This window comes from Alphaproteobacteria bacterium (genome assembly GCA_002869105.1).
Classification (GTDB): domain Bacteria; phylum Pseudomonadota; class Alphaproteobacteria; order UBA7879; family UBA7879; genus UBA7879.
The window spans coordinates 1-21,358 of record PKTP01000007.1; the positions used below are offsets into that span (position 1 = coordinate 1).

Here is a 21,358-nt window from a genome sequence, read left to right on the forward strand (position 1 = left end):
AGCCGAATGCGTGTCGGTGATGGCCTCAAGATTGATGTGAATAGGTCTTTGCTTAATAAACATCTCACAGGACAAGGTGATTGACTCAGGCATATGATCTATACAACTAAAATCAGCAGGATTTGACCTGTTGGTTGACGCATGCATACGTCTTTCAATATTTTCCAACCTCTCTAGAATATGCTCGAACATGGCCTGAGTTTCAGACTCCTCTCCCTCAGCGGCAGCAGAAGTCCTTGGCATGGCTAAACTCTGCTGAGAAAATATCAAGGTAACGATAGCTAGTATGAAAGTTAATTTTTTAATCATAAATATAAATTTATATTTTCAATGAAGAATCATTCGATTATTTTTTGCACCAAAAATTCAACTTTAAAGACTTAGTTCTCTAATTCTGGCCTAAAAACAATTCAACATGAGATCTCAAAAATGAATATTTCCTTTTTTATTTCAATTTAAAAGCCTTAAGTCAAATTCTTTGTTTTCAACAAATCCTTTCGTATTTATTCTTCTCGTTGTCCTCTTGAAAATATCTCTGCCTCTTCTTATATCAAAGGCAAGGAAACAGGAGGAACACCATGAAAACCATCGTTAACACCACCCTATTTAAAGTCATTCTTGCTTTCAGCCTATTGGTAGCAGCATCAACCCAAGCCCACACCCTTCCAGCAGGTCTTGAAGACGATGACATCCGTGCACGTGTTGGGGCCATCCCTACAAAAGATCTAGCTGAAAAAGAGGAAACTCTCCAATCTCGAATCACTGGCAAAGCTTCAGATGAACTTTCAAAATGGCTCTGGAGCTATGTTGACAGCGGCATGGACACCCAATCACAAAAGCACCGCGAAACTTTTGCGCCCTATGTTGCGGATGAAACCTATGACAAAAGCGTTCAAGCAGCGAAATCATTAGGCAAAAGCATGTTGGAAAAAGCCGTTGAAGCGATGATTGAAGCCGCCGCTCGTTACTTCCTAAGTTTTTTCTAAAGCAGACCAATCAACAAAGTAGAGGCCTCTCCCGGGGGCCCTTTTTTGTAAAAGTAAGGGCTCCTGACGGAAGAATCTCAGCCACCCGCTCCTTATTCAAAGTCTATTCCCCTTTTGAATTTCCCTTCATTTTTTTCACAAAAACCAAACTCATGGCTGCAACAAGGGTTAAATACACACCTGCCAAGGCTGGCATTTGTGTTTTATGAGACAAGTAAGTGTTGACCAATGGCGCCGTTCCACCAAACACAGAGGCCCCCACAGTATAACTCAGAGCCATTGCCTGATAGCGAATCCGGGGCTTAAAGAGCTGGGCTGCCAGGGGATTGATTAAAACCAACGCTGCAAACAAAACCACAATAATAGGCAAGAATAGATAAGCCCAGACCATCCCACCTTGAGTCAGCAAATAGAAAAATGGAACGGGCATAATCATTAAACCCACACAGCTCCATTTGATGATCCACCACGGATCCAGCCATTTATCGGCGCAATAACTTATGGGATACATCAATAAGAAGGCGCCCACGGAAACCCAAAACGAATAGCTATAAGCCATGGCTTTTGGCCATCCTAACTCAAGTGTGAGAAATGAAAGGATATAGGCCGTAAAGATATAATAGACCATCACCCCTAATCCACTTAAAAGGGTCATGAGACTCAGATTAAAAAGGGCTTCCCTTGATAAAAGATCTGTTTTGTCACTTCGATCGGTTTCAAGGGGGTGAGTGGCCTTCAAAGAGTGGCCGACTGATCGGCGCAAGTAAAACCCTACCAAAGCAATGCTGGCACCAAAAAATAAAGGCAGGCGCCAACTCCAACTGCTGGGATCCAGAGCCCAAAGCTCTGTTATTTTCCCAGCGAGGATCACGGAAAAAACAGCGGCCATGGGAATAGCTGCTGCGTATCTGAAAACCTTGTCTTTAGGGGCTGTTTCAATAATCATCAGCGCAGCACCACTATATTCACCGCCAACGCTAAAGCCTTGGAGCAAGCGACAGACAATCAACAAAATCGGTGCCAAGACCCCAATTGAAGAATAGGTCGGCAAGCAGGCCATCAATAGCGTTGCTCCCCCCATAATGCTTATGGATAGTACCAAAGCTCTGTCACGGCCATACCGATCACCAATTGCCCCCAGGACATATCCGCCCAGAGGTCGCATCAAAAAGCTCATAGCAAAGGCAGCATAACTGGAAATCAACGAGCATAATGGGTCTACTGCTGGAAAAAAGAGCGGTGCAATGATCGGCGTTAAAATGATGAATATAACAAAATCGTAATATTCTAAAACGGTGCCAATAGCACTAAAAGCTAAAATTTTTAAATTTTTTGGCATAAAACATCCTTAAACATTGATTATAAACTTGCTCAAAAGAATGAGAAAAGAAGTCTGACTAACATCTATTGGGCAAAACAACCGTGTTAGCCCAATAGCCTACTAAATGGGCTAAGTTGGATTTCAATTTGTTAAAATCAAATGGCTTGCAGATATATCCCGATGCGCCGGCCCGATAAATATTAACCATTTCTTTGCGACTCAAGCTATTGGTCATCACAATAACGGGAATATCTTGCAATTGACGATCTCGTTTTAGTTCCCTTAGAACCATACGGCCATCACGTTTGGGAATGTTCAAGTCGAGAATAATCACATCCGGACGCGGGAAAGTCCCTTTAAGTCCTTTTTGCCTCAAAAAGGAAAGTGCCGCATCCCCGTCATGGAGAGTATGAAGATTAATTTTATGATCAAGCATTTCAATGGCTTTACGCATCAGCAATTCATCGGTTGAATCATCTTCAATCAAGATAACGCTGAGCGTTTTATCTTGGGCTGAAAGAGAAATAACATCTGAATCCAGAGAATCTTGTTCTGTTTCATCAGCATCTTCAAGGCCGACAAAAAAATAGTTTTGATTCGTTTGAAAAATTTGTGACAAGTTATAAAGAGAACTGGCTGAAATTCGAGTTGATCCTTGCTCATACTTCTGAACTTGTTGATGTGAAACGCCAAGCCTCTCAGCCAAGTCCATCAGCGTCCATCCCAATCGTTGACGCCTATCGCGGACGCGCCTCCCTACATGGACATCTATAGGGTTTAAGACGTGTTCTTCAGTTTCATGTTCAGCCATAGGCCACTCCTTATAAGTTAGAGTTAACCGGCTTTCATGACCTCATCATCACTAGAAGATGCCTTTTCAGCCGGGTCGTGCAGTATATAACCACGTCCCCAGATCGTCTGAATAAAATTGTCCCCGTTAGTTGCATCTGCGATTTTTCTTCGCAAACGACAAATAAAGACATCCACTATTTTCATTTCTGGCTCATCCATACCGCTGTACAGATGATTCAAAAACATCTTTTACTTATCATAACTCCCTTGCGGATGGCAAGCAGCTCTAGAATTGAATATTCTTTATTCGTCAAATTTAGAATCTGACCTTCTGCCTCAGCAAGGTTGCGTCTCAGATCAATTTTAAGACGGCCAATCTGAATGGCTGAGGCTGAGTGCCCTTGTGCCCGACGCACAATTGCTCTGCATCGTGCGATCAGCTCTTTGACATTAAAGGGTTTTAAAACAAAGTCGTCTGCACCAAGGTTCAGCAATTCAATAAGATTTTTCTCATCTTTCTGATCAGAGATCATAATCAACGGGGTATTAATCCCAGAGCTGCGTAGCTGATGGAGAAATTGATAACTATCCATCTCTTTATTGGATTTAAAATCCTTAATGATAATGTCATAGTCATAAAGTTTGCAATAGGAAACGGCTTCATCCGATGCCGTAATAACATCAGCTGTATAGCCTTCGTTGGTTAGTAGAACCTTGAGACTTGATCCCATGGACGCCTTAGGATCAATAATTAATACTTTCATTTTTCACCTCCCCTGAAAGAAAGAAAACTTAGCACAAGTTAGCATTCTAGTAAAAAAAAGCAAAGCAAAAAGTGAGAAAAAGCAAAGCAAAAAGTGAGAAAAAAAAGTTGGTTCATTTACTAAAAGAAAAGGATTCTGATTATAGCTTCACGTGAGCCTCATCAATACCTGTCGGATCCTGATGAATGGTTAAGTGCAAACGGGGAAATTTTTTGAGCAACTCTTTTTCAATTTCATAAGAAATTTCATGGGCTTTTTGAAGAGAGATATGCCCATCCATTTCAACATGAACCTGCACAAAATCGCGCGTTCCAGAGCTTCTGGTCTTGAGTTCGTGTAACCCCTTTACGGCGGGATTTTTCTTAATAATTTCCACAACTTCTCTTTTCATGTGCGCCGAGAGTTCACGATCCATCAAAATATTAACGGAGTGTTTTGCAATACCATAAGAGGTATATAAAATATAACTCGCAACAGCTAAACCAATCACGCCATCCAGCCAATAGAGATCAAAAGAGGAAGAAAGCATAATAGATACCAGAACACTAACGTTTAAATAGAGATCAGCTTTATAGTGCATTGAATCTGCCTTAATGGCAATGGATTGGGTAGTTTTAATGACACGCGTTTGAAAGCGCACCAAAAAGATTGTTAAGATAATTGACAAACTCATGACAGCCACCCCAACCATGGGTTTTTCTATTGGCTGGGGATTTTGCATATGTTGAATTGCTTCATAAGCAACATACACCACAGATATAATAATAAAGATAGATTGCGCCAAGGCTGCCAAAGCCTCCACTTTTCCAAAACCATAACGATGTTGTTCGTCTGCAGGTTTCATGGCCTGACGCACCGCTAAAAAACTGACAACAGAGGCAAAAAAATCAAGAAAAGAATCTGTTAAACTTGAAAGAATACTCACCGACCCGGTTAGATACCAGGCCACAATTTTTGACAAAACCAAGGTCAGCGCAACACTAACAGATGCCCACATGACCTGAGACTTCATGCGACTGTTCTTAATTTCTGAAAAATCAAAATGATTGTGATTGTGGGGACAAGAGTGAGGCATGAAATAATCCTAAATTAATTTTACAGTATCGGCAAAGGATAAACTATGCAACTTGAAGCTCTGGGATGTTTTCAAAAGACGCTAAACACTCCGGATTTTCCAGTGTTGATAGATTGATAACGGGCTCACCATGAATCACTTGACGCACAACTCCTTCAACCAATTTACCATTTTTCGTTTTGGGTAAACTTGGCACCTGTAAAATTTTGCTGGGCACATGGCGTGGCGACGAGTTTTCCTTAATCACGGTTCGGATAGCCGTTTTGAGTTCATCTGTGAGGCTCATCTTTTCTTTCAAGGTAACAAAAAGGATAATCCGTACATCATTTTCCCACTGCTGACCAACTGCCAGCGCTTCCATCACTTCATCAACCTTCTCAACTTGTCGGTAAATTTCAGCCGTTCCGATCCGCACACCGCCAGGATTTAAAATATTATCAGAGCGACCATAAATAATGATCCCCTTTTGCTCTGTCATTTCCGCATAATCCCCGTGGCACCAGATATTATCAAAGCGATCAAAATAGCTTTTCCTATATTTTTCACCTTGAAGATCGTTAACAAATTCAATGGGTTTGGATGGAAAGGGCGTTTGACAGGTTAATTCCCCTTTTTCCTGCCGCACAGGCTGGCCAGTTTCATCAACAACCTCTACATCCATCCAAGGCCTTTGCATTGAATTTGACCCGCATAGACCGGCAAAACAGGGCATCCCAACACAAAGCATGAAATAATATCAGTCCCCCCTGAGATCGACGCCACACAGAGATCTTTTTTAATATTTTGATAGATATAGTCAAAGCTTTCATGAACCAAGGGCCCACCTGTTGATGTGATCATCCGTAATGCCGAGAGGTCATGGGTTTTGTTGATCTCAAACTCTCGTTTACGCAGCGCATCCACATATTTGGACGCTGTCCCAAACAGCGTCATTTTCTCAGCTTCGGCAAAATCAAACAAAATTGTGGGGTTGGGCAAAAAAGGAAATCCATCAAACAGCAAAATAGTGGCTCCTGACGCCATCACTGTCACATGCCAGTTCCACATCATCCAACTACATGTGCTAAAATAAAACACGCGGTCCTTAGGCTTGATGTCACAATGTAATTGGTGCTCTTTCAAGTGTTGAATGAGTGTTCCGCCGGCGCCATGGACAATACATTTTGGTTTTCCAGTCGTTCCAGATGAAAACATAATATAAAGAGGATGATTAAACGCAAATCGTTCAAAAGTAATCGGTGATTCCTCAGGGACTTGAGCGTCAATGCATGAAAATTTCTGATCCGCGTTACCGTCAAACCCAGGATAATCAAACAACACCGTTGCGTCAGTGGTTCCAAGGGCGTTTGACAACGTTTCAACCTTACCCCGCAAGTCAAAGTATTTTCCTTTGTAATAGTATCCTGTTGCCGCAATCAATGCGTTGGGACCTAATTGCTCAAAGCGGTCCAACACAGCCTCCATCCCAAAATCGGGCGAACAAGATGCCCACACCAATCCCAGAGAAGAAGCCGCTAACACCGCTGCAAAAGAATCAGGGGTATTGGGAACAAAGGCACAAACCCGATCACCCGGTTGCAGTTTTTTTTCGATAAACCAAGCGCGGAATTGCTTCACTCGCGTCAGCACGTCTGATTTGGTCAAGTGTAGTCGGGCGCCTTGCTCAGACCAAAAGATCATCACAGGATCAGTCTCAGAAAAATGGTCCAATCCAGCCAACACATTTTCAGCAAAATTCAAGCGACTGGTCGGGAAAAATTGGGCTTCTAAGAAGTTGTCTTCATTTTCCAAATACGGCCCTGACCCCAACTCTCCTATGATGCCAGCAAACTCCCACATGCTGCGCCAGAAATCTGCTTTATGCGTCACAGACCACTGATGCAACGCATCATAATTAGCAAAGTCAAAGCCATGCTTTTCTTTTAAGAAAGCCTGATATTTTTTGAAGTTTGTGTTATTGACCCACTCAGCTGAGGGCGTCCAGATCGGATGCATAGTCATATAAAAATCCTACAAGATGAATTTGGAGAGATCCATGTTTTGTGAGAGTTCGCCAACATGTGTTTGAACATACTCAGGTGTAATAGCAAGGGTTTCTCCCTGCATCTCACTGGCTTCAAAGCTGATTTCTTCTAACAGTTTTTCCATCACCGTATGCAACCGTCTGGCGCCAATGTTTTCCACCGTTTCATTCAAGTGCGTGGCCACACGGGCAATTTCAGCAATGCCATCGGGCGTAAAGTCCAAGGTCACCCCTTCGGTTTTCATCAAGGCAACGTACTGTTTAATCAAGCTGCATTCTGGCTCTGTTAAAATTTTGATGAAATCGTCTTGACTCAGGGAATCCAGCTCCACGCGAATAGGTAAACGGCCCTGAAGCTCTGGAAATAAATCAGAGGGCTTTGCAATATGAAAAGCCCCCGAGGCAATAAAAAGAATATGATCGGTTTTAACAGGTCCATACTTGGTATTAACTGTTGTTCCTTCAATCAGGGGCAGCAAATCCCGTTGCACCCCTTCCCGGCTTACTCTCGAACCATTTCCGCGTTCTGTGCGGGCACAAATCTTGTCAATTTCATCGATAAAAACAATGCCATTTTGCTCCACCGCTTCAAGGGACAGGCGCGTCACCTCTTCAGGGTCAACCAATTTATCACTCTCTTCTTGGGCCACTTCTTTGCGGGCCATGCCGATGGATATTTTTCTTGTTTTGGTTTTTTTGCCCATGGCCTTACCAAATAGATCTCCCATGTTCAACATACCCATTTGTGCACCGGGCATACCTGGAATATCAAATGTTGGCATTTGGTTGTTTTGAGATTCAAGCATTTCAATCTCAATTTCCTTGTCATCCAGCTTTCCAGCACGCAGCTCTGCCAAAAAAGCGTGCGGGTTGCCTCTCGGGATTCTGTGCCTAAGAAAGCCTCCAGAATGCGCTCTTCTGCTTTGATGATTGCTTGTTCTTTATTGTCAGCACGTAAAACGTCACGGGTTTGACTCATGGATATATCCACCAGATCACGGATGATTTGTTCCACATCTCGGCCCACATAACCAACTTCGGTAAATTTCGTTGCCTCTACTTTGGTAAAGGGGGCCTGCGCAAGTTTAGAAAGGCGTCTGGAAATCTCTGTTTTACCAACCCCTGTCGGGCCAATCATCAAAATGTTTTTGGGCAGAATTTCTTCCCGCATCTGATCATCAAGTTGTTGCCGGCGCCAGCGGTTTCGAAGAGCAATGGCGACAGATTTTTTTGCTTGCTGTTGACTAATGATATAGCGATCAAGCTCAGATACAATTTGTTTTGGCGTAAAATCCATTGTCATGCTTTTAACTTCTCCAGAGTCACGTTATGATTCGAGTAAATACATAAATCGGCCGTAATTGCCATGGCTTTACGCGCAATGGTTTCAGCATCCATGCCCTCAATATCAATCAAAGCACGGGCCGCAGCCAAGGCGTAAGATCCGCCGGATCCAATCCCAATCAAGCCATCTTCGGGCTCAATCACATCACCATTACCGGTTAAAATCAGCGAAACTTTTGAATCGATCACGGCCATCATGGCCTCAAGTCGGCGCAGATAGCGATCTGTCCGCCAATCTTTTGCCAGCTCCACACAAGCGCGCATCAACTGTTTGGGGTACTGCTCAAGCTTTGATTCCAGTCTTTCAAACAGGGTCAGGGCATCTGCCGTTGCACCGGCAAACCCCACCACAACCGAACCGCCCGCCATAGTGCGCACCTTCTTGGCATTGCTTTTCATTTGCACCTGACCAAGGGTTACTTGGCCGTCACCAACAAGAACAACTTCATTATTTTTACGCACAGATAAAATCGTTGTGCCGTAAAAAAGATTTGGGTCTTTTTCCATCATGATTCCTATCTAGCAAACTTTGATGCAATGGTACAGTGATTCGTTAATATTTATTAAAAGCAAATACTTTTCAATACATCCTTTTTATCATTTCAACCACCCGGCCAAACCACTGCATAGCGCGCGGCAGTCTCTTCCTAGATAGTCGCCCTTGGCGAGGCGGGTTTTTTTATTTACCGTCATTGCGAGGCGGCGCATAGCGCCAACGCGGCAATCTCATCCCTTATAATTAGATCCTCACGTCGCTGCGCTTCTCAGGATGACCCTACTGCTCCGCCCTTGCGAAGGAGCACTGCGACTGCGGCAATCTCTAGACTCCCCCATCTCCTCTATATCCCTTGCTCCCCCTCGTCATTCGCTGTAGGATTTGGGGCATTAAGTAGAGCCTCTTTTATGAAAATTGCCTTGTTATCTGGTAAATCCGTTCATCCCAATATCTCACGCTACGGAGATCAAGCCCTCATCGATGCGGCCCAGCGCCGGGGTCATACCATCCAACTGATCACCGATAATCGCCAACCATTGCCGCTGCATCATCAAGATATTTCTATTCTAGCCAATGACTTAACGAAGGTAGACTTTGACGCTGTCATCCCACGATTAAAAATTCTTGATTTTGAAGCAGGCTGCTTAATCCTAGAGCATTTTGAAGCCCGTGGTCTCTATTGTTTAAACACAACAAAATCTTTGGATCTCGTTCGTTATGGCTCCCGAAACCAGCGGACGTATTTTCTTTTATATCAGGGCTTGGCACAGAAAAACTGATCATCAAAACCAATTTGGGCTCACAAGGAAAAGGCGTAATGCTAGGAGGATCTTTAGCTCAAACCCGGGCTATTGTGGAATATCTCCATGCTGCTCAAGCAACCTTTTTCGTTCAAGAATTTATTGAAGAAAGCGCTGGCCAAGATATCCGCGTTTTGGTTTTGGGAGGCCAGGTGATCGGTGCGGTTAAAAGAAAAGCCCAAGATCCTCAAGAATTCAGATCGAACTATAGTCTCAATGGCTCTGCCCATGCAATCACCCTTACCCCCGCACAAGAAAAACTAGCGCTTGATGCCACCCAATCCCATGGATTAATTTTTGCCGGGATTGATTTGATTGTCGGCAAAAACCAAACCTATGTGCTTGAGGTCAATGGCAATCCTGGGTTTGAGGCCATCGATCATGTTTATCAAACCCAAACAGCGGATCGAATCATCCAACACCTGGAAGATCACATCCTTTAATCGCCCAGATGACCCTTGCTTTTTCACCGTTGGCTTGCTAATCACAAAGGGAAAGGTTAAAAATAACCATGACCTCAAACCGAAAAACCATTGCTCTGAATCGCCGCGCGCGCTTTGATTACGCGCTGGAAGAGTTTTTTGAGGCTGGCATCGTCCTCACCGGCTCTGAGGTTAAGTCGCTGCGCAATGGCCGTGCCAACATTCAAGATGCTCATGCCAGCCACGATGCCGGTGAAATTTATCTGCGCAATGCGAACATCGAACCGTGGAAGTCAGCGGGTGTTTTCAACCATGAACCGACGCGTCCCCGTAAACTGCTGTTAAAGAAGAAAGAAATCAGAAAGCTTGTCGGCGCTTTAGAGCGTAAAGGGTATACCCTTGTGCCTGTATCCGTGTATTTTAATAAGCGTGGTATAGCAAAGATTGAAATTGCCCTGGGCAAAGGAAAAACAAAAGTCGATAAGCGTGCCACACAAAAAGATCGCGACTGGAAGCGGGATAAAAGCCGGATTCTCAAAATTCATCAAAACCGCTAGAGCGCGGTTTTTTTTAAATTCCGAATCAGCATAGCTGCAAAAATACCAGCCGAAAACAAAATGAATAGATAGACCAACTGATAGCTTTGGGTCGGTTTATATTGCCACAGCACCGTTGCCACAAAAGGAACAGAGCTAGCAAGATAAGAAGATCCAATGGCATGGGCCAGCGCGATTAATCGATATCGAATCAAAACAGGCAGACGCATCATAATCATGACATACGTCGATACATTCAAAAACGCCATCAAAACCAACAGAACCGTGAGCCCATAATAGTCATTAAGCAGAGGGTAAAGAGGCACGCACATAAAAACCACTGTCACTACCAGCGCCCCACACAATGCAAAGACAAAAGTTCGAAGAGCACCAAGCCGATCGGCGATCAATCCTGCTATGGGCAAAAACAATGTATAGAACCATAAATTTGTCGTGGTTAAATTTTTAGCTTCTTGATAACTAAGTGTTTGCGTCAATTTTGACCACAGCGTTGGCCCGTGCAAAATCACAAAGTAATAACTTCCCGACACGCATGCGGAAAGAAGAATGATGGCAAAAAACACCCGAAAATGGCCTAAAAAAGGGCTCAAAAAGCTCGATTTGAACGTAAAATGGGCCTGTTTTTGGTCAAAATGAGGCTGTTTTATCGCTTTTTTTGCCTGGGTAAAGGACGCTGTTTCAGGCATCATTGTCCGCATCAAAAATAAAACCAGGGGCGCTAACCCACCAATGGCAAAGGCAATCCGCCAGCTCGGCAGCTGAGCAATTGAAAAATTAGACGCGGCCATCCACCCTGCCACTGCCACCCCAAAGGAGGAAGACAGAGAGCTCAGGCTGTTGGCAAAACACGGCCATCGTTCACCTACATGCTCAAGCACATAAATGCGAATGCCAGACACCTCGCCGCCGTAAAAAAAACCTTGAAAAAACCGCAAACATATCAAGGCCAGTGGCGCCCAAAAGCCAATATCCTGATAGCCGGGCAAAACAGAAATCAAAATGGTGGCAATCCCAACTCCCCCTAAATTCCACCGCAAGCTTTGTCGGCGCCCCAGCGCATCCCCAATCCGCCCAAAAACAGCCGCACCCAAAGGCTTGGCCAATGAACCGATGAAGAACACTCCCCAAGACTGGATCAGCCCCACAATCGGATCTTCTGATGGGAAAAAAGAGCGTGCTAAAACAGCGGCATAAAACCCATATATGGCATAGTCATAGTATTCAATTAAATTGCTAATGATCGCAACGGTGATCGACCGCAACGGTTGACTGTTTGTTCTAGGATGAGGATCAGACAGAGCCATCAGTCCATTCTCTTTTTTTGTTTAAAAAGCGCATAAGTTGATCCCACGTATAAAAACAACAACACATATAACCAAACAATAGGTAAATACCAATTTAAATGAAAGAGTCTTGTTGAAATCAAGGGGGTTGTACCCGAAAAAATAAGCGATCCCATCACATGACTAAAGCCAAGAAATCGGTATCGATTGCGAACAGGAAGATGAGAAATGATGGTCACAAGAATGGGCATACTTGATCCCGAGAGAAAGAATCCCAGGCCAAAGAATAATAAAGATGAGAATGTATGTGTGACGAGTACATAACAAAGGCTCAGACAACATAGAATCAGGCCAATAAAAATAATCCAAGAGATCCGATCTCTATTGAACACATCAATAATTCCCCCCAATAATAGACCTCCGATGGCATACCCCATGGACACGAGTGTGCTGATTTGTGCGCCTTCTTCTTGCGTGAAAATTTGCATCAAATCCGTGGTATAAGAATTAAGGAAAATCGCAAAGAAATGATAAATCCCCCCATTGGTTCCCATCACAAAAACAACAATCAAGAAAAGCGCTTTATTTTTCCAAAAAAGGTCGCGCGTAGAGATATGAGTCTGCATTTTTTTCTTAGCGTTAACAAATATCGAAGAGTCAACAATCCAATGACGCAAGATAACCAGCACAAAACATAAAGAGGCGCCCATAAGGTACAAATCCTGCCAATGAAGATGTGGGAAATGATGCATCCTGCCAGCTGCATAAGCCGCCATAAAAATGCCAATGCTCGATGACGCCACCATAATACCATGCGAAAAGTGTTTCAACCTTGGACCTATATGCTCTGTGATCAGCAAGCGAATGCCATCTGTCTGACCGCCGATAACAGCCCCCTGGATAAACCGACAGATAATAAGTCCAATCAAAGACCAGATGCCCCACGTGTCATAGGAGGGAATCAAGCCTAATCCCAAGGTTGAAATCAGCAGTCCCCATAAGCCAATACGAATAACTTGCGCACGTCCTTTGTGATCGCCGATGCGTGCAAAAACAATATTGCCGAAGGGTTTAGCCACAGATCCCATGGCAAAGATGGCAAAGGTATTGTGCAATCCATTCTTTATTGAATGATGAGGAAAGAAATGCGCGGTAATCTCTGTTGCTAAAAAGCCATACAAAGCATAGTCAAAGTACTCAACGATGACACCAACAAGGGAAAGACCAATGCTTGCTTTATGAGTTTTTCTCAAAAAAACACCTTCTGAATAACTGCGCAGTAAAAACTAAAACTACGGCATCTTAGCTATTCAATTTTCAACTGTATATAATTTCGACTTATAAAACTTTTATCTGTGGAGGAATAAAACACGACGCTTCACCCTTGAATCAACGCGCCTCTTGCAATAACGCCTGAGCATTAAAGCCCGGATATCCTTCAAGCTTCGCTTTATACGTATTATAAAATCTTAACCAATCTTCATGGAACGTTTTTTTGTTATCTTCTATCATTTTCAGCAATTCTTGTATTCGCTCCTTATTCTTGAGCGTTTGAATGGGCCTTTCTTCAAGGGCCTTAATTGTTTTATACTTGTCGTTTATTTTCCATCTAGAGCCTTTAATCTTATTTGACAATTTCCTCCTTTCAGTTTGATAATAATTACGATCACTAATACTTTTAGGGTATTGAGAATAATTTTGTGTTCTTTTTTCTTTTTTTAATTGAGTATATCTTCGTCTTTCACTCATCGCGTTAGCTAGTCTTTTTTCAAGAGCAGACGTGTCCTTACCTCTTTTTTCTGCATTTCTTATACTGCTTTTTAAGCTTTGCACCACGTTGTCGAGTTTTCTGTAGAACAAATCTGGATTTTGCCTGCTTGGCATAACATTGGAAGCCGTTTGGCCAAACTGTCTGTCAACATAATATTGATCCTTCCCTGCAACCGATACAGGAGCGGCTGCTTGTAAAGAACTGCTTCTTGGAACAGTTGCCGCCTCTGCCTCCCCTCTTGCTGCAGAAGGACGCAATCTAGCTTCAGAAACCAACGAAGGCACTTCCTCTTCATCGGCTGAAGAGTCTTCCACAGCAAAGTTTCCGTGCCCATCCTTCAATCGTCTTTTTCTCAACTGGATTCGTTTTTGTTTTGCTTTTTTTGCTAAAGGGCGATCTACCCTTTGATCCAAATCTGCATCTTCTTGCACTCTTGAAGAGTCTAAACTTGGCCGCTTTGGCTTCGAGAAAGGATCAATCGCTCCCTTTACTGTCTCGGCGTGATGCCAGCAAATTAAAGCCAGAAGTGTGCAAAATACCTGTTTCATGATGTCTCCCTAATCTTTCAAGCCTAGATTAATATAAATACTTAGAACTGGCTAGCTTCTTAATCATTGCTGAATACTTTATACTTACTAGAATGCATGATTTTACCTCAAAAACAAAAAAGACCAGCCTCATCATAGCACGCTCCATAAGCATACCTCCACCTAAGCCAAAGCAATATCTTATCTTTGCTCTTATTTAAGAGTCATTTATTAGCAACAAGGGAGAGACAAAAATGGACCAATCAGGGTCGTTCAATAGCAATTGATGTTGATTCGCCGCCGCCAATACAAGCACTGGCAATCCCCTTTTTCAGCCCTCGTTGCTCAAGGACGTTCAGCAGTGTCACAATAATGCGCGCTGAAGAAGCAGCCAACGGGTGCCCGAGGGCACAGGCTCCGCCATTCACATTGACCTTATCTGATTTAATGCCCAATTCTTTCATTGCTAAAAGAGGCACCGAAGCAAATGCTTCATTGATTTCAAACAAATCAATATCTTCAACGCTCCAAGAAAGTTGAGACAAAAGCGTTGAAATGGACTGCACTGGCGCCGTTGTAAAATCAATAGGCGCACAAGCCGATTGGGTCGCGCCCCGGACATAAGCTCTAATGGGCAAATGATGCTGGTGTGCATAATCAGCTGAAACAATGAACAGCATCGCCGCCCCATCCGCCAAGGAACTCGCATTGCCAGCTGTAATTGTACCCTCTTTACTAAAAGCTGGCTTAAGCTGAAGAATTTTTTCAGGCTTAGCATAATCAAGTTCTTCATCATGATCCAACTCAACGTCTTGCGAGGGAAGCTTTAAATGCAAGGGAACGATTTCCCGCTGAAAGAGATTTTCTTTATAGGCACTTTGAGCCCGGCGCAAAGATTCTAACGCATACATATCTTGATCTTGACGAGAAACGTGATGTTTTTGGGCAGTTAAATCTGCTTGAACTCCCATCAGTTCTTCTTTAGATGAGTTGGCATCCATCAAACCATCTTGAATCATATGATCCAAAACAGCGGTTGACAGGGTCTCAGGCAGCTCCCCAAATCGAAGCCCTTCCCGGTCATTGGCAAGCAAGAAAGGCGCTTGGGACATGCTCTCCATACCACCAGCAAAGTAGCAATCCCCCTGTTTAAGCCTGATATGATCACAGGCCATCATCACTGCTTTCATGCCGGATCCACATACCTTATTAACAGTGCTGGCAGAACATGTTTCTGGCAGGCCCATTTTTAGAGCAACTTGTCTTGCCGGGGCTTGGCCCTGATTGGCAGACAGCACTGTTCCCATAATCACTTCATTAACATCTCTCTTTTCAATATCAATCATTGACAGGATCGCCCGGCCAACAACCGTTCCCAGCTCCACCGCTGACATGCGGCTCAAAGCCCCTTTAAAGCGGCCAATGGGCGTTCGCAAGGCTTCAACAATCACACAATCCATAAAAACTCCCCTAGAGCATGGCCGTTGCCAAGGCTAAGACAGAAAGAAATCCAATCACATCTGTCAAAGCAGAAAGCAAAGGCCCTGTATTAATAGCAGGATCCAATCCCAGTCGATCCACAACAATAGGCAGAACAACACCTGAAAACGCGGCCCACAACATTGTAAATGTTAACGATACAATCAATACCAATCCAAGGAAAAGATCGTTGTACCAAAGAATGATGAATGCCATCAAAATCAAAGAAAAAACAATTCCGTTAATGGAGCTGATCAAAAGCTCACGTGTTACTGTTTTAAACGTATTGGCAGGACTTAACATTTTTGTTGCCAACGCCCGCACGGTCAAGGCAAGAATCTGCGTTCCGGAAGCCCCACTCATGCCACTGACGATGGGTAGTAGCGCGGCCAAACCAGCCTTGGTCTTAATCACATTCTCGAACTGTGACAGCACAAAGATCACAATAAAGGAGTTAACAAACGTGACCATTAACCCAGCCATCCGATGATAAGACATTAGTAAGACAGGGGCACTCAAGTCAGAGTGACTGATACCCGTAATCTGGGTAATTTCTTTTTGGGCTTCTTCATCAATAACGTCAACAACGTCATCCGAGGTAATCATCCCAATAATGCGGTTGGCCTCATCCACGACAGGCGCCGAAACCAAGTCATAATGTCTAAAAGCATAAGCCACCTCTTCCTGATTCTCAGATGCTGGGATGGCTCTCACATCCTTATCCATAATGTCCGCTAACTTTTTCTTCCCCTCATGTCGAATCAGCAAGTTAACGGAAACCCGGCCAATGGGCTGATGCCTCGGATTCACAACATAAACTTCATAAAAGTTTTCAGGAAGGTTTTCTGACTCTTGAACAAATCGAATCAACGCTTCAATCGTCCAAAAGGAAGGGGCAATCACAACCTCTTGTTGCATAATACGTGCTGCGGAATCTTCAGGATAGGTTAGAATTTTTTCAAAGTTAGATCTATTTTCAGCAGGAATAGATTTCAATAATCGGCGCTGTTGCTGTTCATCCAACTCTTCAAAAACATAAAACGCATCATCACTATCAAGCTCGGGAAGCAAGCTTGCTAAACGTCGGATACTAATATGCGAAACAATAGACTTAAAAGCGCTCGGCGAAAGGTTCGTTAACAGCTCTGGATCAAATGTTTTCTCAATAAAACTAAACAGTTTAATGCGGTTTTCATTTGTCAGCCGATCAAAGAGCAACCCCATATCAGCTGGAACCAATAGGTCGGTTAGCTGGGCAATATGATCCCCATCATTATCAGCCAGCGCTTCTTTGATATCCGCTAGAAAATCATCTGATATGACGCCTTGCTTTTCATCTTCAATGAGTTTTTCAGTCATATCTGTACATTTTTTTATTTAGATTATATTTACCACAAGCTTTGTTTTTTGCCAACAAAACCCCTGAATCATCTGACTCATACACATAAAAAACAAAAAACAGGCTGCTCGATTGCTTTTTCCAAATATTTTATTGACAAATGTGAGCCATACTTGGTAACTAGCAACATGTATTTTACAGAGGTTTTTAAATGGCAGTAAAGATTAGACTCGCGCGTGGTGGTTCCAAAAAGAGACCCTTCTATCGCATTGTTGCAGCTGACGTGCGTGCGCCACGTGATGGTAAGTTTCTAGAAAAGCTTGGGACGTACAATCCCCTTCTTGAAGAAAACAGAGTCACCCTCAACCAAGAACGTGTTCAACATTGGCTTGGATCAGGCGCTGAACCAACAGACCGGGTTCACAAAATTCTAGCAGATCTAAAGATCCTTAAGTCTAAAGATCGCACAGAGCAGACCAAACAAGACAAACCAAAGAAAAAAGCTCAAGAGCGGATGGCTGAAAAAGCTGCAGCGGTAGAAGAAGCAAAAGCTGCTGCTGAAGAAGCAAAGAAAGCCGCTGAGGAAGCCGCAGCCGCGCCTGCAGAATCTGAAAATACAGAGGAGCCTGCCGCTGCCACCGAATCAAGTGAAGAAGCACCTGCCACTGAGTAACCTGTTCAGCCTGCGTGTCATGTGCAGGCCAAACCTGAGGCAGCGCCGTGTCATCTAACCTCACAAAAGTTGCTGAAATTTCAAAGCCTCATGGTGTCAGAGGGCTCGTTCAACTCAAACTCTTTATTGATCTTGAATACTTTTTATCCTTAGAACAGTTTTATTTGGATAATAGTCTTCCGATAGAGGTTTTATATAAGTTCTCAAAAAAAAATCATCCTATTTTTCAGATCTCTGGCATTAACTCCCGCACCGACGCAGAAAAACAAAGCAAAAAAAGTATTTTAGCACCTTGCAATCCCAGAGAGACCTGTGAACCAGATGAATTTCTCTATTCTGACTTAATCGGCAGCACAGTCTTATTAAAAGATCAAACCATTGGCAGCGTTAAAACGCTTTACAATGCCGGCGCGCATGAGATTATCGTCATTCAAGAAGACTCCGCCAATAAACTCTTTGATGTCCCGTTCACAGCAGTGCATTTCCCAGTGATCAATGTTCATGAAAAAAGCATCGTGTTATCAGAAGATGCGTACTCCCTCTTTTCAACTTTAAACGATTGATGACACTCACCCCTCTTCTCAATATACAAGTGATTACCCTTTTTCCCGAAATGTTCCCTGGGACCCTGGCTCATTCATTGGCCGGCAAATCTCTTAACAAAGGCATTTGGAATCTAACAACACTCAACCCCCGAGATGATGCTGTGGACAACCATAAAACCACAGACGATATTATTTATGGTGGGGGTCCAGGTATGGTTTTAAAACCTGATATTATTCATAAAACCATTCAGCGGGCTCAACAAAGACAAAATGGGCACTTGATTTATTTATCACCGCGTGGTAAACGCCTTACACAGGACAAGGTAAAGTCTCTTTCCAAGCTTAACTCCCTGACGCTCCTTTGTGGACGTTATGAAGGAGTGGATCAAAGAGTAATTGACTTCCACGGTATTGAAGAAGTCAGTATTGGAGATTATATTTTGTCTGGCGGTGAAGTAGCAGCACAAGTCCTGATTGATGCGTGCGTGAGGCTTCTTCCCGGTGTAATGGGTGATGAAAACTCCGCTCATGAGGAAAGTTTTAGCAATGATTTGCTTGAATATCCTCAGTATACAAGACCTGAGGTCTGGAACGGCTTAAACGTTCCGCCTGTTTTGTTGAGTGGTCATCACGAAAAGATAAAAAAATGGCGTAAAGAGCAGTCTATCTCTCTAACGCGCGAGAGAAGACCCGACTTGTACAACAAGTATATAAATAAAAAATAGGTGTAAAATGAATATCCTAGAAAAGTTTGAAGCACAGCAGATCAAAGATCTAACTGAAAACAAATCAATCCCCTCTTTTGCACCTGGTGATACCATTAAAGTTTGGGTTAAAATTAAAGAAGGCACCACAGAACGTGAGCAAGCCTTCGAAGGTGTTTGTATTGCCCGCAAATCACGTGGTGTTCGCTCTGCGTTCACGGTTAGAAAAATTTCTTATGGTGAAGGTGTTGAGAGAACATTCCAACTATACTCTCCCCTCATTCGCATTGAAATTGTCCGCGAAGGATCTGTTCGCCGTTCTAAGCTTTACTACCTACGTGATTTGACTGGTAAAAAAGCTAGAATCCCTGCTAAAAGACGGGGCCTTGCCAAGAACAAACCCGCTCAACAAAAAGCCGAATAATCGCAAAATCCATGGTTTTTGGACGGCGCCTCGGACGTCCCTTATCAGAAACTAAAAAAGAAATCCTGGCTGAAGGGAATGCCTGCTATGGCATTTCCCCTGAAAAAGCGCTTGAGGGCTCTCTCAATCCTTCGGATTTATTTAATTTTACCCCTGAAAAAATCACTGTTGAAATTGGCTTTGGTGCAGGCGAGCATCTGGCACATCAATGCGCTCTTGCACCGAATGAGGCCTTTTTTGGGTGTGAACCTTTCATCAATGGGGCTTGTTCTTTTTATCAAAAGGCAAAAGACTTAAATTTAAACAATGCACGCATTTTCAGGGGCGATGCGCTCACCCTTCTTGAACGCTTTGACGCGGCATCTCTGGACAAAATATATATTTTATTTCCAGATCCTTGGCCCAAAAAGAAACATAACAAAAGACGTCTGATTCAAGAACCTTCATTAGAGCTTTTTCATCGTCTTTTAAAAAAATCGGGCATGCTTTTGATTGCAACAGATCATGTTGATTATGCGGCATGGATTGAAAAAAGAATTCATAACACCCCTTTTTTCACGTGGGAAAATCAAAGCAACCCACAAAAGACGTTCCCGAATTGGACTCAAACCCGCTATCAAATGAAGGCTGCACAACAAAATCGCGGTGCCGTTTTTTTTGCCCTGAAAAAGAACGATATTTAAGGTTGGTTTTAAAGGTAAAAAAATACCTTGCATTTTGGGCTTATTTCTTCTAATTATGCTGTGAAATAGTGCAAACTTAAGGAAAGTCAATGGCAGTCCCTAAAAGAAAAACATCCAAGTCAAAAAGAAATATGCGTCGTTCACACCACGCTTTGAAACCAGTAGCTGGCCAAGAGTGCGCCAACTGTGGTGAAATTTCTCGCCCTCATCATGTGTGCTTGTCTTGTGGTTTTTACAACAAAAAACAGGTTCTTGACCTCAGTCAAGAATCAGCCGCCGCTGAAGAATAACTCTTTCCCTCTCTGATAGTGTGACAGGCGTAAAATTAGCAATAGATATTATGGGGACCGATCAAGGTCCCGAGACAATTATCAAAGCTTTATCGCTTGCCCATAAAAAGCATCCTGATATTGAGTTTCACCTCTTTGGACCCTCAGACGTCATTAAGAGAGAGCTTTCATCTTATCTGACATCATTCACAAACACATGCATTCTTCATGACGCCCCTGAATTCATTACCAACGATGAAGTAATTAGCAAGGCAATTAGACGTAAAAACACATCCATGCGCCTTGCTCTTCAAGCGGTTGCTGATGGTCAAGTTGATGGCATTGTCTCAGGCGGTAACACCGGTGCTTACATGGCTCTGGCAACCATATTACTGAAAACAATTCCGGGCGTCACCCGCCCAGCGATTGCCACAACGTTCCCCACAGCCGTTGGCAAATGCATCCTTCTTGACATGGGGGCAAACATTGAGTGCTCCCCCAAGCAATTGGTGGAATTTGCCATTATGGGTAAAACCTTTTCAAGGGACCTCTTAAACATCGACTCACCCAAGATAGGCGTTCTTAATATTGGCCGCGAAGACCTCAAGGGCAAGCCTGAACTCCATGAAGCACACCAAAAACTAAAGAACCTCCCTGATGTCGTCAATTACATGGGATTCGTTGAAGGAAACGATATCCCCCTAGGCAAAGCGGATGTTGTTGTAACTGATGGCTTCACGGGCAATGTAACCATCAAAACAGCTGAAGGGATCGGCAGTGCCATTGCGCAAGTCTTCAAAGAAAAAATGCAGAGTAATCTACTGTTCAAAATCTTAAAGTTCTTCTCCAGCCGGAAAAATAGTGGCCTTGGTGATCACTTTAATCCTGTTAAATACAATGGTGCTATGTTTTTGGGACTCAAAAGCCTTGCCATCAAAAGCCATGGTGGCGCCTCTGCCAAAGGGTTTGCAAACGCCATCGAAGTTGCTTACAAACTCAATCAATACGATTTTAGCCACCAAATCGAAAGAGATTTGATTGCATCCAAAAGCCAACTATCTTAAAGTTCAATAAATTTAAA

The 21,358-nt window shown here is 43.4% G+C and carries 22 protein-coding genes and 2 pseudogenes; 10 read left to right on the forward strand and 14 right to left on the reverse strand.

What is annotated here, in order from left to right:
* The coding region (locus C0582_02960) for a hypothetical protein (GenBank protein PLX29515.1) at positions 1-309 on the reverse strand (309 nt) is incomplete at its 3' end.
* Between the two features lie 269 nt (positions 310-578).
* Between C0582_02960 and C0582_02965 the strand changes: the two genes are divergently transcribed.
* On the forward strand, positions 579-986 hold the full coding sequence (locus C0582_02965) for a hypothetical protein (GenBank protein ID PLX29516.1): 408 nt from the start codon (positions 579-581) through the stop codon (positions 984-986).
* Positions 987-1,089: 103 nt separating this feature from the next.
* Here the strand turns inward: C0582_02965 and C0582_02970 are convergent, their stop codons facing one another.
* From C0582_02970 to C0582_03005, 8 genes and pseudogenes are all read right to left on the reverse strand, one after another.
* A complete protein-coding gene (locus C0582_02970; GenBank protein ID PLX29517.1) occupies positions 1,090-2,325 on the reverse strand; it encodes a hypothetical protein in 1,236 nt (411 codons plus the stop codon).
* A gap of 58 nt (positions 2,326-2,383) precedes the next feature.
* Positions 2,384-3,118, reverse strand: a complete 735-nt coding sequence (locus C0582_02975; protein PLX29518.1) for a hypothetical protein — start codon at positions 3,116-3,118, stop codon at positions 2,384-2,386.
* 23 nt (positions 3,119-3,141) lie between these two features.
* The gene (locus tag C0582_02980) at positions 3,142-3,345 is read right to left on the reverse strand and encodes a hypothetical protein (GenBank protein ID PLX29519.1); all 204 of its coding nucleotides are present in this window, start codon (positions 3,343-3,345) and stop codon (positions 3,142-3,144) included.
* Positions 3,336-3,863 carry a DNA-binding response regulator gene (locus C0582_02985; protein ID PLX29520.1) on the reverse strand — a complete coding sequence of 176 codons (528 nt, stop codon included), beginning with the start codon at positions 3,861-3,863 and terminating at the stop codon, positions 3,336-3,338. Before C0582_02985 ends, C0582_02980 begins: the two co-directional genes overlap by 10 nt.
* Before the next feature lie 139 nt (positions 3,864-4,002).
* Positions 4,003-4,938, reverse strand: coding sequence for a divalent metal cation transporter FieF (gene fieF, locus C0582_02990; protein PLX29521.1), 936 nt, complete (start codon positions 4,936-4,938; stop codon positions 4,003-4,005).
* 43 nt (positions 4,939-4,981) lie between these two features.
* A pseudogene (locus C0582_02995) lies at positions 4,982-6,939 on the reverse strand (acetoacetate--CoA ligase).
* Positions 6,940-6,948: 9 nt separating this feature from the next.
* Positions 6,949-8,264, reverse strand: a pseudogene (locus tag C0582_03000) (HslU--HslV peptidase ATPase subunit).
* Entirely contained in the window at positions 8,261-8,812 is a 552-nt protein-coding gene (locus C0582_03005) for an HslU--HslV peptidase proteolytic subunit (GenBank protein ID PLX29798.1), read from the reverse strand. The pseudogene C0582_03000 and the gene C0582_03005 overlap by 4 nt, the downstream one beginning before the upstream one ends.
* A 668-nt stretch (positions 8,813-9,480) precedes the next feature.
* On the opposite strand from C0582_03005, the gene C0582_03010 reads away from it, so the two are divergent.
* Together C0582_03010 and C0582_03015 are read left to right on the forward strand one after the other, a co-directional pair.
* Complete coding sequence (locus tag C0582_03010; GenBank protein ID PLX29522.1) at positions 9,481-10,044, forward strand: hypothetical protein; 564 nt, start codon at positions 9,481-9,483, stop codon at positions 10,042-10,044.
* Between the two features lie 68 nt (positions 10,045-10,112).
* Complete coding sequence (locus C0582_03015; GenBank protein PLX29523.1) at positions 10,113-10,580, forward strand: SsrA-binding protein; 468 nt, start codon at positions 10,113-10,115, stop codon at positions 10,578-10,580.
* On the opposite strand, the gene C0582_03020 is transcribed toward C0582_03015, so the two are convergent.
* From C0582_03020 to mgtE, 5 genes are all read right to left on the reverse strand, one after another.
* Positions 10,577-11,884 (reverse strand): hypothetical protein, encoded by a 1,308-nt coding sequence (locus tag C0582_03020; GenBank protein PLX29524.1) that lies wholly within the window; start codon positions 11,882-11,884, stop codon positions 10,577-10,579. The two genes, C0582_03015 and C0582_03020, sit on opposite strands and share 4 nt — an antisense overlap.
* A complete protein-coding gene (locus tag C0582_03025; GenBank protein PLX29525.1) occupies positions 11,884-13,143 on the reverse strand; it encodes a hypothetical protein in 1,260 nt (419 codons plus the stop codon). The genes C0582_03020 and C0582_03025 overlap by 1 nt, the downstream gene beginning before the upstream one ends.
* Before the next feature lie 109 nt (positions 13,144-13,252).
* Positions 13,253-14,182: a hypothetical protein gene (locus tag C0582_03030; GenBank protein ID PLX29526.1), complete on the reverse strand. Its 930-nt coding sequence runs from the start codon at positions 14,180-14,182 to the stop codon at positions 13,253-13,255.
* Between the two features lie 242 nt (positions 14,183-14,424).
* A complete protein-coding gene (locus tag C0582_03035; GenBank protein ID PLX29527.1) occupies positions 14,425-15,621 on the reverse strand; it encodes an acetyl-CoA C-acyltransferase in 1,197 nt (398 codons plus the stop codon).
* A 10-nt stretch (positions 15,622-15,631) separates the two neighbouring features.
* Positions 15,632-16,999, reverse strand: a complete 1,368-nt coding sequence (mgtE, locus tag C0582_03040; GenBank protein ID PLX29528.1) for a magnesium transporter — start codon at positions 16,997-16,999, stop codon at positions 15,632-15,634.
* Positions 17,000-17,190: 191 nt separating this feature from the next.
* Between mgtE and C0582_03045 the strand changes: the two genes are divergently transcribed.
* The 7 genes from C0582_03045 (at position 17,191) to C0582_03075 (ending at position 21,341) form a co-directional block, all read left to right on the forward strand.
* On the forward strand, positions 17,191-17,652 hold the full coding sequence (locus tag C0582_03045; protein ID PLX29529.1) for a 30S ribosomal protein S16: 462 nt from the start codon (positions 17,191-17,193) through the stop codon (positions 17,650-17,652).
* A 47-nt stretch (positions 17,653-17,699) separates the two neighbouring features.
* Positions 17,700-18,215: a 16S rRNA processing protein RimM gene (gene rimM / locus C0582_03050; protein ID PLX29530.1), complete on the forward strand. Its 516-nt coding sequence runs from the start codon at positions 17,700-17,702 to the stop codon at positions 18,213-18,215.
* A complete protein-coding gene (locus tag C0582_03055; GenBank protein ID PLX29531.1) occupies positions 18,215-18,922 on the forward strand; it encodes a tRNA (guanosine(37)-N1)-methyltransferase TrmD in 708 nt (235 codons plus the stop codon). The genes rimM and C0582_03055 overlap by 1 nt, the downstream gene beginning before the upstream one ends.
* 7 nt (positions 18,923-18,929) lie before the next feature.
* Positions 18,930-19,325, forward strand: a complete 396-nt coding sequence (locus tag C0582_03060; protein ID PLX29532.1) for a 50S ribosomal protein L19 — start codon at positions 18,930-18,932, stop codon at positions 19,323-19,325.
* A gap of 11 nt (positions 19,326-19,336) precedes the next feature.
* On the forward strand, positions 19,337-20,008 hold the full coding sequence (locus tag C0582_03065) for a tRNA (guanosine(46)-N7)-methyltransferase TrmB (protein ID PLX29533.1): 672 nt from the start codon (positions 19,337-19,339) through the stop codon (positions 20,006-20,008).
* Between the two features lie 89 nt (positions 20,009-20,097).
* Entirely contained in the window at positions 20,098-20,298 is a 201-nt protein-coding gene (locus C0582_03070; GenBank protein ID PLX29534.1) for a 50S ribosomal protein L32, read from the forward strand.
* A 50-nt stretch (positions 20,299-20,348) separates the two neighbouring features.
* Positions 20,349-21,341, forward strand: a complete 993-nt coding sequence (locus tag C0582_03075; protein ID PLX29535.1) for a phosphate acyltransferase PlsX — start codon at positions 20,349-20,351, stop codon at positions 21,339-21,341.
* Positions 21,342-21,358: the final 17 nt, after the last annotated feature.